This window comes from Veillonella ratti, from assembly GCF_003992115.1.
GTDB classification, from domain to species: domain Bacteria; phylum Bacillota; class Negativicutes; order Veillonellales; family Veillonellaceae; genus Veillonella_A; species Veillonella_A ratti.
Map to the genome: position 1 here is coordinate 171,209 of NZ_RQUX01000002.1, position 12,263 is coordinate 183,471.

Sequence of the window (12,263 nt, forward strand, 5' to 3'; positions counted from 1 at the left end):
CCTCCCTATTAGCCTTGACGAAATTCAATACCCTTCGTGTCGTCCGGGTATTCCCATTTAGTTACAATCGTTTTGCCGCATAAAACTCGGCAGGTACCGCATTCTACGCAACCGGCGTAATCAAATGCAAGCGTACCGTCGTCGTTTAAGGTATATAAACCGGCCGGGCAGGCATTGACGAGTTTCATTTTTTCCTTCATATCCGGATAATCATGAATGATTTCAATGTGCGGATGACCTTCGTTTACGTAATATTTATTAACGCCTAATTTTTCTTCTAAGTTTGTCATAGGGCACGACCTCCTTTAAGGGCATCCATAGCCAAGTTAACAAGGCCTACACCGGTAGCCCGTTTCAATAATTTAGGAACAAGCGGTTTCGCGCCGTCGCCGTTAACGGTAAATACATCGGACATAATGCCGTTGACCATTCCCGGATATTTTTGGAAAATACGCGGATTGTTGAGGAATTCAGGGAAGTGACGATAGGTTTTCAAATCTTTACCTACGAAGCTGTCCTCAATCATAATATCGTAGTAACGCAACGCACCGGCGGAGTAATCGCCTAAGCGTTTGGCTTTAATAATAGCATCGGCTGCGTACATGCCGGACGCAATGGCAAAATCCATGCCGCGTACGGTGTAGCCCATGTTGATACAGAAGCCGGCCGCATCACCGACGATGATAAAGCCGTCACCGCTCAAGGTGGTTACCATTTTATAACCCGCTTCCGGAACCATGTGACCGCTGCGTTCAAGGAGTTTGCCACCTTTTAACAAACGAGCTACTGTCGGATAAGCCATGAATTCATTCATCATATCTTCGATGGTAGCGTCCGATTCGCCGATGTGTTCAAGACCTACTACGACACCAACGGAAAGGCTGTTTTTATTGGTATAGATAAAACCGCCACCCATGAGGCCGTGCGTAATATCGCCCATGAAAAGCCAAGACAAACCGTCATTACCTTCGAGGCCGAGGCGTTCTTCCAACACGCCTTTATTGAAGCTGTATACTTCTTTAGCACCAACAGCTACTTCGGCTTCGGTAATCGGCTTACGCAAACCGGCTCTTTCAGCCAATAAGGAGTTAACGCCGTCAGCCAATACGACTACATCGGCGCGCAAAGTATCTTTGCCGCAACGAATGCCTACCACTTTGCCGTGTTCCATGAGGAGTTCACTGACTTGAATCCGGTTAACTACAACGGCCCCGGCTTTTTCAGCCTGTTCAACCAACCATTTATCAAAAACGCCGCGCAATACCACATAGGATTCGTCTTTCGGCTGAGCCGGTTCCGCTTCATATTCAACGGTCGTCGCTCTGCCGCCTTCCAAAATAGAGATGCGCTCCTTCGTTACTTTGCGTTCCAACGGAGCCGTTTTTCTAAAATCAGGGATTAACTCTTCTAACGAATGGGTATAAATACGACCACCCGTCATGTTTTTAGCGCCCCCATAACTCCCTCGTTCAACCAATAGCACTTTCACGCCCGCTTTGGCCATTCGGTAAGCAGCTGCCGCACCTGCTAAGCCACCGCCTACAACAATTGCATCAAATTGTTCCATGCTGTTCTCCTTGTGTAATATACTGTATATTATATACATTTAAAAATAAAACAGTTACGTCCCACCTCGGCCTTTTGCGACCCACCGTGGGTAAACACAGCTTAGAAATTTGCAAAATACCATATCGATATTTTACTTTATACTCACTATTATATATATTCTAAGTGAATTTATAAAATACCTCTTTTGCATTGTAAAATATATTCTATATATTAAAATTAATCAAAACTGACCAAGGGTTCAAATTGAATAGATTATTTATCTCAACAGAGTTTTATTTTTAACATGTAGGTGATTAAAAAAGAAAATGGCCGTAGATTTTGACGGATATAGGACTATGCGAATAAAATATATGTCGCTCAAAATCAATCAATATTGCTCAAGGCATGAGTCGTATGAAGGCAATAAAAAAGCAGCCACACAGTAATGTACGGTATGACTGCTTAGTCTTATTCGCTTATAATCTTAAATCGACCAGAAGGAATCATGGAATATGATTTTACGGTACGTTTCAAAACGAAGCCATTTATCATGCCATGCACCATCGTGTTGCAACGCATCATCGGAAGATTCTTCGATGAATTGCTTTACATCATCGGCGGAGTTAACCTGTACGGCAAAACCGCGACCATTCACAACCGGTACGTCGTTGTATGTATAATCAGCCAACGGTACGATATTCGCCAATTTACCGTCGCGTACTTCGATGGCCACTTTATCACGGAGAACCAAGATATCAAAGTTAGCCGGATAGTTATAGCTGGCACCGGCGAGCGGTAAGCTGTCGCCTACGTTAAAGGTCGTGCGGTTAGGACGAATCTTATCTACTTTGAGGCCTTCCACATTGTAGTAGAATTCATCAAACACGTCACCGCGCGCTTTCAAGCCTTTGCCTTCAAAGCTGTGTTGCTCTGCTGTAGTCCCAACGGCTTCTACAACGCCGCAAGCGGAGGTCATGTTGCTAACACGGTTGATAAGGATTAACTCACCCAATGTCTTATGGCGACGGAATTCATCCATAACGACCGGCGTCTGGAAGTGCAGGGTGCAAAGGGCAATACTGTTTTTACCAAGTTCCGCAGCCGGCAAATGCTCGCCGCTGTTTACATCGATTTGATACTGAATATCCGTCACCGTAGCGGCCACCTGTTTGGTTCCGAGGCTTACGAGGTATTCATTACCTACTTCAAGCGGTTCGTCATCCATCCAAAGGAGTTTAACGCTGGCGGTCTGAGCGATTTCAATACCCGTCTGTTTTACGAGCACACTGCCGCGGGACACGTCGATTTCACGGTCAAGTTCAACGGTCAACGGCTGGCCGTTTTTCGCTTCCTGCACTTCGTCAAAACCAACCATCAAGGTTTTAACTTTCGCCGATTCACCGCTCGGCAATACGGTTAAGGTATCACCTACGGCTATCTTGCCTGCTTCCACCTGCCCTTGGAAGCCGCGGAAGGTGTGGTTCGGGCGGCAAACGCGCTGTACGGGCATGTAGAAACCGTCTTCGGCTGCCCCGGAGGCATCCACGGTTTCAAGGTATGGCAATAAGGCCGGTCCTTCGTACCAAGGCATGGTGGTTGCTTTAACGGTAATGTTATCCCCTTCGGTGGCCGAAACAGGAATCACCTGTACTTGCTTGAGGCCTACTTCTTTAGCAAGCGCCGCGATGTCCGCTTCAATGTTGCGGAACACATCTTCTTTATAGCCTACAAGGTCCATTTTGTTCACGGCAAACACGAACGACTCAATCCCCATGAGCGCACAAATACGTGCATGACGACGGGTCTGCACCAAAATGCCCTGCGAAGCATCCACCAGGATAATGGCTAAATCCGCAAACGACGCACCTACCGCCATGTTACGAGTGTATTCTTCGTGGCCCGGCGTGTCCGCTACGATAAAGCTACGGTTGTCGGTGGTAAAATAGCGGTATGCTACGTCAATGGTAATCCCCTGTTCGCGTTCCGCCATGAGGCCGTCGAGCAATAAGGAGTAGTCGATGGCGCCGCCGCGACTGCCCACTTTACTTTCCAATTCCAAGGCTTTCGCCTGGTCCGCATATAATAATTTTGCATCATATAAAATGTGGCCGATGAGTGTGGATTTACCGTCATCCACACTGCCACAGGTAATAAATTTTAAAAGTCCTTTCATCGTTGTATCCTCTCTGTCATCCCCAAGGCTTGTTCTTTTTCAAAAAGAACGGCCGTCATCGTTATGTATGTATTAGAAATAACCTTCACGTTTGCGACGTTCCATACTGCCCGCCGCTTCACTGTCGATAACACGGGTCGTGCGTTCAGACGATACAGCCGACAAGGTTTCTTCGATAATTTCATCTAAAGTGGTCGCATCGGATTCGGTACCACCGGTCAACGGATAGCAACCTAAAGTCCGGAAGCGAACTTTCTTCTGCTCGATTTTTTCACCCGGAAGAAGTTTGAAACGGTCGTCATCAACCATGATGATATTGCCGTCGCGGTATACGACCGGACGTTCCGCCGCGAAGTACAAGGATACAATGTCGATGTTTTCACGTTTAATATATTGCCAAATGTCTTTTTCAGTCCAGTTGGACAATGGGAAAACGCGGATACTTTCGCCTTTATTAATTTTGGCGTTGTAAAGTTTCCACATTTCCGGACGCTGGTTCTTCGGATCCCAGCCGTGCGACGCATTACGGAAGGAGAAGATACGTTCCTTCGCACGGGATTTTTCTTCGTCACGACGACCGCCCCCAAACGCTGCCGTGAAACCGTATTTGTTGAGTGCCTGTTTCAAGGCCTGTGTTTTCATAATATCCGTATACGCCGAACCGTGGTCAAACGGGTTGATTCCCTGGTCCACGCCGTCCTGATTGATGTATTCAATCATGTCGAGGCCGAATTTCTTGGCTGTTTCATCACGGAATTTAATCATTTCTTTGAATTTCCACGTTGTGTTTACATGTAAAAACGGAAACGGCGGTTTTTCCGGATAAAACGCTTTGCGCGCCAAGTGGAGCATTACCGAGCTGTCCTTCCCGATGGAGTACAACATAACCGGCTTTTCACACTGCGCCGCTACTTCGCGGATAATATATATGGCTTCCGCTTCCAATTCGTCTAAATGGCTGTATTCACTCATGCTAAACCTTCTCTCTTTAACTCTGTGATTTATTTGAAAAATATTAAAGCTTAATATTTATTGGATTCCTGGGCATTGACCACGATGGTCTGACTCTCACCGGTCGGCGAGGTGTATTCCCAATTCCAATACTGACCGTCGCGACGCGCTTTCATAGTACCGCCGAGGCCGCCCATATCAGGACCGAGGAAGTAGGCGATAGCGCCTACCGGGCACTCCTTAATGCAGGCCATACAGCCCCAACAATCCTTCGGATAAGCCATAAAGGCTTTCCCCGCTTCATTCATAGCCGGTAAGCTGCCGGGGCAAATATTAACGCACCGCTGACAACCTACGCATGTCTGTTGATCAATTTTGATGCTCATAGTGTGCCTCCTTTGCTAACGGCCGCGCCGTCTTGATGTTCATAGCTGTCCGTTGTTACCAATGGGCGCTTATGGATTTCAATACCCTTGTCCGTTGCCACGGAATTAACGTAGCAGAGCCATTCATCACTGGTTTCCGGATAATCCAGGTTTTCCGCAAAACTGTGCCAACGTGTTTCTTTACGGGCTCCCAAATGAGCAATCAAGGTTAAACATACTACCAAGCGCTCTTTGAGTTCGTAGATAAACAGCAAGTCATGGAGGTTTGCCGCTTTCAGCTGTTCCGCCATGCCAATGAGTTCTTCGATACGGGCTTTCGCTTTGGCCAATTGCTTACCGTTAAAACGATAGTAGGAGCCGATACCGCCGGCATAGCTGTCCATGGCGCGTTGCATCGCTTCTTTGATCTGTTCCGTCGTGTAAAGCGGAGCCTCACCGGTAAGGAATGTATCATACGCATCCAAATAGCTTTTGGCTTGTGTCGCTACAGTAGCGGAAATACCATTATTTACTACAGTTCCGGCTGCGTTTTCTTTGCCGCCTGTTGTGGCATTATCCGCAGCTCCTGCATTCGCTCGTTGTTCCTTTTGCCAACGTTCGGCAATGGCCAAGGCTGCAATTTCACCTTCGGCCAAGGCACCGGTTACATATTTCTGCGGACAACCACCGGCTACGTCACCGGCTGCAAATAGATTGCGAATTGTCGTTTCACGCTTCGTATCTACCCAGTAACCGCTCGCCGTATGACCGCCTACAATGTATGGCTCCGTTCCTTCGATTTCCACATTCTGCTGTTGCGGACCTTCACCGGATTCGAGCCATTTTAAAGTCTGGCCCGGTGCCATGTTAAGATACGCTTTTAAAAGGTCCATGTTCTGCTCGCTCGTGATGCCTTCGGTAGCCAAGTAACAAGGACCGTTGCCATCGAGTGTTTCTTTCACCGTGCCGTACACGCGTTGCGAAGTGGTAAGGCCGTACTTTGTTTCATACACTTCGCCGTCCGCATTGACCTGCTTAGCGCCCACGCCCTGGGCAATGGTACCGGTCGGAGCAATCGTATCTTTACAACGAAGAGCGATAAAACGCATTTCAAAAGTGGTCATTTCCGCGCCCGCTTTAATGCCCATGGCATATCCGGCGCCTGTGTTGAACGGTGAATACCACATTTTATGGCGTGAAAAACCCGGATTATTAGGGCGATACAGGCCGGCCGCCCCACCGGTAGCACAAATCACATAGGGTGCATAGATTTCATAGGCTACATTGTTGCGTAGTGAAAAACCAACGGCCCCTTTAATTTCGCCGTTTTCTACCAAATAATCGGTCATGATAACATGTTCCATAACCGTTGTATTCGGTAATTGAAGTACCGCATCAGCCAGAATCGGCTTAATGTTTTCACCGTTAATCTTAATGTTACGATTACCGCGGGCCATGTACTCGCCGTTTTCGTCTTTTAAAATAACGAGCCCCAAATCTTCCAGTACTTTTGTTACGCCGTTAAGGCGTTCGCTCATGGTGAGCAATAAATCGTGACGGACAATACCGGCCGCGTCCTTCGTGGCATAGTCCACATAATCCTGCGGCTTACGGCCTTTTACGATATACGCGTTCAGCGCATTCACGCCGGCCGCCAAACAACCGCTGCGTCGAATGGCCGCTTTTTCTACGATGAGAACCTTCGGGTTGCTTTCTTTTTGCAAAGTCAGCGCCGCGTAACAGCCCGCCGTGCCGCCCCCGATGATGAGGACATCCGTCTCAATTCGCTCTCGCTTCTCAAATTTCATAATCCCATTCCACCTAATTTCTATAATGCCTACTTAATGGCTGAATATTATTTGATTATAGGTGATAACATCCACTTCAGCATCAAATGCTATCTGCCTATGATTGCATATTACTGATACGTCGTTCATCTTTGCCGTTAACGACTGACTATCATTAAATATAGAACACTTGGCCCGGTTCGAGCGCTTTGTTCTTGGCAATATGAACGTCCGTGTTGCTGCATAAGAACAGTCGATAGATGAGTACATCCACTTCTTCGCCAACGGTAAACATGTTAGCCTCAATTGGCTGCTCCGCTTCAAGTGTATGCTCACCGATACGAATCTGCATGCTGAGCCTTGTTCCTTGAAAGGTCACGGCTTCTACCACACCATGTTCCACGGCACTCTTGTTGCCATGGTCGGCGTCTTTTTTATAAACTGCCACAAATTCCAGCCGAATAATAGCCCAGTCGAAATCTTCTTCTTTGTCAAAACCAACCAGCTTCTCGTAGTTCATAATGCCCTTGGCTTTACCCATGAAACCGGCTACAAACGGTGTTGCCGGCTGACCGTAAATTTCTTCCGGCGTCCCCATCTGCTCGATGCGACCATTGTTCGTTACGATAATTTCATCGGCCAATTCCACTGCTTCTTCCTGATCGTGTGTCACGAAGATGCTGGTAATGCCCGATTTCTTAATAGTCGCTTTAAGCCATTGTCGTAAATCATGTTTTACCTTCGCATCAATGGCTGCAAATGGTTCATCCAAAAGGAGTACATGCGGTCTCGGTGCCAACGCACGAGCAAACGCCACACGCTGCCGTTGACCGCCGGATAATTCCCCCGGATAGCGATCTCGCAAATTAGCAAGCCCCACCAAGTCCAGCAATTCGGTAACACGCTTTTCAATTTTACCTCTGTCCTCGTTTTGTACGTCCAAACCGAAAGCAATATTATCAAACACCGTCATATGACGGAATAAGGCGTAGTTTTGAAAAACAAACCCGATGCCACGTTTAGCCGGTACGATTTCATTCACCCGCTGACCGGCAATATGAATATCCCCTTCGTCAGGATGTTCAAGCCCTGCCAGCATGCGTAGAATCGTCGTCTTCCCGCTACCGCTGGGTCCCAATAAGGCCACAATACGACCTTCCGTGATCTCAAAGTTAACATCTTTCGATGCTTCATAATCGCCGTATTGCTTATATATTCCGGTCATCGCCACATAGCTTGATGACGCCGCCGACGTTACGCCCATTTAATCACCTCAAATTCTCTCTTATCTTCTTCAAGTTATATTCTTATACTATTTATGGTGTAAATAGATACTTATTTGCACTCATTGGCTAACTTTATTCAATCTTAAAAACTCTAATCGCCGGCATGACCGACGCGATGTTCCACATAGGCTCTTAATAAGAGCAATAATACGGACATCAACACCAATAAAGAGGATGCTGCAAAGGCTGCCGTTACGCCCGTCGCCGAACCTGACATGTATAATGCGTCAATTTCGAGCGGCAAGGTAAAGGTGCTGCCGCGAGCTTTTGACAAGGCTGCTACGGCCCCGAATTCCCCCAAAGCACGAGCCGCACATAATAAGACGCCGTATAAAAAAGCCCACTTAATTTGCGGAAAGGTTACTTTCCAAAAAACGGTCAATCCCGATGCCCCCATGAGGACCGCCGCTTCTTCCTCTTCACGTCCCCGCGTATGCATGATGGCAATCACTTCGCGGAACACGAACGGCAAGGTTACAAAAATCGTTGCCAAGAAAACACCCGGCAAGGCAAAGACAACGCGCCAATTCGTGCCGAGCCACTGGTTAATCGTATCTAAAATTCCATAGCCCCAACCGATGCGGCCGAATACCATGATAAAGGCAAGACCCGCAATAACCGGTGAAATGGAGAACGGCACATCGATTAAAGTCATGAGGAACTGTTTCCCCTTAAAATCGAATTTACCGATACAGTACGCCGCACAGAGGCCGAAAAAGCCACTGACTACAACGGCTACCAAGGCCGCTACGAGGGTCAAACCCAAAGCGGATAGTACATATGGAGTCGTAATCGCTTTTAAGTAAAAGCCCCAGCCTTGCGCTAAGGAACTGATGATTACCGTTACCAACGGAAAGACCAACATTAAGATTACAAAGATAAAGCCCAGTGTAATCAGTATATTTTTCACCCAATTTGACTGTTTCATATTATCGACCTCCTAACCGCCGTGCCTGACGCAGTTGCATTAGGTTCACGGAAAGCAAAATTAAAAAGGCCAATACGAGGAGCACTAACGCCATGGCAGTGGCCCCCTCATAATCCACATAATTGAGTTTTTGCATAATCACATAGGACACGACTTGCGTCTGCGCCTTAGCGCTGTTACCGGAAATATAGATAACGCTACCGTACTCACCGAGCCCTCTGGCAAAGGCCAAGGCAAAACCGGCAAGACCGGCCGGTAAGATTTCCGGTAAAATAATGCGTCTGAAAATCGTAAAGTTATTGGCGCCCAACACGGCACCCGCTTCTTCGTAGGATCCGTCCAATTTTGCCAACACGGGCTCCACAGAGCGAACTACAAAGGGAATGCCCACAAATACTAAAGCGATGATAATACCTATTTTGGTATAAACAATGGATACGCCCAGTTTGACCAATGCACTGCCCAAAAGACCTGTCTCAGAGTAGAGCTTGGATAAGGTAATCCCCGCTACCGCCGTCGGTAAGGCGAAGGGTAACTCAATAAGGCTATCGATAATGCGCCGTCCCGGGAAGGTGTAACGCACCAAAATCCACGCCAATAAGGTGCCGAACACGAGGTTAATGGCCGCCGCCACGAAAGCGGTGGTCAAACTCGTGGCAAAAGCATGCCATACGACTGGTTTTGAAATGGCCTGCCAAAAGGTAGCCGGCGGAATTTGCAAGGCAAAGCCCAATATGGTGCCAATTGGCAAAATAACTATAATAGATAATATGGTAAGCGTTACGCCTAAGGTTAAGCCGAAGCCGGGTAACAAACGCGGTGTTTTTGCTTTTTTACCACTCGTCTGACGCTTCGGACCTTCGATTCGTACCGGTGGAATACGTTTAATTTCATTTGTTTGATTCTGCTCGTTCATAGGCCCTCCTATTCATCGCGAATTGTATCGAATAGGGCGCCATCTACGAAAAAGCGCTCATAGGCAGCCGACCAACCGCCAAAATCTCGAATCGTGACCATACGGGCCGGTGACGGATACTCTGTGGCCACTTCCTTCATAACATTCGGATCCGTCGGTCTGAAACCGTATTTAGCAATGAGTCGTTGACTATCCGGCTCATAGAGATGAGCCAAGTACTCGTGAGCCACTTCGTAGGTACCATGTTTCTTGGCAATTTCCGCCACTACGGCCACACTCGGCTCCGCTACTATCGAAACGGACGGCATTACGATTTCATACTCGCCGGGATAATGTTCCATAATCTGTTTGGCTTCATTTTCCCAAGCCAATAGCACATCGCCCTGCTTGTTTTCAACAAAGGTCGTCGTCGAAGCACGAGCCCCGGCATCCATTACGGTCACATTGTTGTATAGTTTTTTAACAAAATCATTGCCTTTAGCCGTGTCATTGTTCGGACCTTCGCCATAGGCATAAGCGGAGAGGAAAATCCAACAAGCACCGCCGCTACTCTTAGGATCCGGTGCAATTAAACGCACACCCGGTTTTACCAAGTCCGCCCAATCTTTAATTTGCAGCGGATTGCCTTTACGAACCAGGAATACTACCGTGGACGTATAGGGTGCCGAATAGTTCGGTAACTGCGACTCCCAACTAGAGTCTAACAGATGAACCTTCTGCAGTAAATTCACGTCTTGAGCCAGCGCCAAGGTCACCACGTCGGCGTCAAAGCCTTCTACCACGGCCCGAGCCTGATTGCCCGATCCGCCGTGGGACTGATGAATTTCTACGTCCTTACCGGTTCGTTCTTTATAATATTTTGAAAAATCGGCATTATATGCCTCGTAAAACTCTCGAGTCGGGTCATAGGATACATTCGTCAAGGTTGTCACCTGACTGTTGCTTTGCGACGAAAACGAATGACCGGCTCCCCATAGCATAGCCCCCACTATGCCTACCGAAAGAAGTACATACCAACCTCTTCGTTTCATAATTATAACCTTCTATCTTTTAAACTCTCTCTTATGCGGTACACGTCGTACCATAACTCTCGCTTCTTTCCCAAATCATACTGTTTATTGTGAAAAAACCGAATTGCTATATTAATCTGTTCTCTCAGCATCTTTGACGGATTCATATATTTATTCAGTTTAATTTTTAATTCCTACAATTTTAACAGGTATTTAAGGCGCACTAAGTGCGTAAAATGTAAAGCTGTGTTTGATTGTACTTTTTAAATCATACATTGTCAATAGGATATGAAGCAATTAAAGACAATATAAATACTATAGTTTATTATATATGTTTTTAATTGAATATATTTCTTAAAATGGTTAAATTCTTTTTTATGATATATTAGGATTTGTGCCTATTTTTCGGGTTATACAAGGGATATAGCATATCCTTTGTATTTTAAATGATATTATTTATCAGTATATATAGGGTTATTCTATTATATATAATAGATAATATATATATGTATTTGGGTCATCTATTAATTTATTTTTCAAATGGTGGGGTTTGAAAGGCTATCATGTGGTGCAAAAGGTGTAGTGGAGTAATGTTCGGTTGGTTTAGGGCGGGGCCGCATTGCTTCGCTTTCGTGACTTTTTTAGTGATATAAAGGCTAGAGAGAGAAAGCTCTTTTGATTTAGAGGTTCTCCGCATTTCTTCGCTCGCTGCTTTATATATTAATTAGTAGACGCTGAGTACGTCCGGCCCTAATCAGCGACTACCTATCATTCTCGCCATCGCTTCGCTCGGCCCGAAAGAAAGTGATGCAATACGATTTGTTCGTCGCTTTGCTCCTTCAAATCGTTTGCCCTACTTTTCCCAGTGCCGCTTATCCTACCTTGAAGATACTGCACACCTCTACAATATTGGCTGGAATCTGGCCTGGTGAGGCACGTAGTGACTCATCAGTAAAATAAAAGACGGCCATACCTTTCGGTATGACCGTCTTTATTTTAGTCAATCAGCGACTACCTATCCTCCCAGGCCGCTTCCAGCCAAGTACTTTCGGCGTATACGAGCTTAACTACTGTGTTCGAGATGGAAACAGGTGGATCCTCGTAGCTATCGCCACTGAATTTGTCAGAGCTTGTACTCTGAAAACCACATAGAAGTGTAGATGTTTTATATGTTTTCGCGCATTAGGCTAATTCTTTGTTATAAATTAGACTACAGTATTTTAGTAAGTAAAGCCCTCGATCTATTAGTACCAGTCAGCTCCAAGCCTCACAGCTCTTCCACACCTGGCCTATCAACCA

General features: G+C 46.5%; 10 protein-coding genes and 1 rRNA gene. All 11 read right to left on the reverse strand.

What is annotated here, in order from left to right; translation table 11 throughout:
- Positions 1-8 precede the first annotated feature (8 nt).
- The 11 genes from EO124_RS01630 to rrf all read right to left on the reverse strand — a co-directional run bounded on the left by EO124_RS01630 (position 9) and on the right by rrf (position 12,083).
- The gene (locus EO124_RS01630; protein ID WP_006555881.1) at positions 9-290 is read right to left on the reverse strand and encodes a ferredoxin family protein; all 282 of its coding nucleotides are present in this window, start codon (positions 288-290) and stop codon (positions 9-11) included.
- Entirely contained in the window at positions 287-1,567 is a 1,281-nt protein-coding gene (locus EO124_RS01635) for an FAD-dependent oxidoreductase (RefSeq protein ID WP_127058052.1), read from the reverse strand. Before EO124_RS01635 ends, EO124_RS01630 begins: the two co-directional genes overlap by 4 nt.
- Before the next feature lie 465 nt (positions 1,568-2,032).
- Positions 2,033-3,721: a sulfate adenylyltransferase subunit 1 gene (locus tag EO124_RS01640; RefSeq protein ID WP_127058053.1), complete on the reverse strand. Its 1,689-nt coding sequence runs from the start codon at positions 3,719-3,721 to the stop codon at positions 2,033-2,035.
- A gap of 72 nt (positions 3,722-3,793) precedes the next feature.
- Positions 3,794-4,693, reverse strand: a complete 900-nt coding sequence (gene cysD, locus EO124_RS01645; RefSeq protein ID WP_127058054.1) for a sulfate adenylyltransferase subunit CysD — start codon at positions 4,691-4,693, stop codon at positions 3,794-3,796.
- 50 nt (positions 4,694-4,743) lie between these two features.
- Entirely contained in the window at positions 4,744-5,058 is a 315-nt protein-coding gene (locus tag EO124_RS01650; protein ID WP_021840429.1) for a 4Fe-4S dicluster domain-containing protein, read from the reverse strand.
- Positions 5,055-6,845: an adenylyl-sulfate reductase subunit alpha gene (locus EO124_RS01655; protein WP_127058055.1), complete on the reverse strand. Its 1,791-nt coding sequence runs from the start codon at positions 6,843-6,845 to the stop codon at positions 5,055-5,057. The genes EO124_RS01650 and EO124_RS01655 overlap by 4 nt, the downstream gene beginning before the upstream one ends.
- 154 nt (positions 6,846-6,999) lie before the next feature.
- The gene (locus tag EO124_RS01660; protein WP_127058056.1) at positions 7,000-8,088 is read right to left on the reverse strand and encodes an ABC transporter ATP-binding protein; all 1,089 of its coding nucleotides are present in this window, start codon (positions 8,086-8,088) and stop codon (positions 7,000-7,002) included.
- Between the two features lie 113 nt (positions 8,089-8,201).
- Positions 8,202-9,038: a sulfate ABC transporter permease gene (locus EO124_RS01665; RefSeq protein ID WP_127058057.1), complete on the reverse strand. Its 837-nt coding sequence runs from the start codon at positions 9,036-9,038 to the stop codon at positions 8,202-8,204.
- A gap of 1 nt (position 9,039) precedes the next feature.
- Positions 9,040-9,954, reverse strand: coding sequence for a sulfate ABC transporter permease subunit CysT (cysT, locus tag EO124_RS01670; protein WP_127058058.1), 915 nt, complete (start codon positions 9,952-9,954; stop codon positions 9,040-9,042).
- An 8-nt stretch (positions 9,955-9,962) separates the two neighbouring features.
- A complete protein-coding gene (locus EO124_RS01675) occupies positions 9,963-10,985 on the reverse strand; it encodes a sulfate ABC transporter substrate-binding protein (RefSeq protein WP_127058059.1) in 1,023 nt (340 codons plus the stop codon).
- Between the two features lie 981 nt (positions 10,986-11,966).
- A 5S ribosomal RNA gene (gene rrf / locus EO124_RS01680) occupies positions 11,967-12,083 on the reverse strand.
- Between the last annotated feature and the right edge of the window lie 180 nt (positions 12,084-12,263).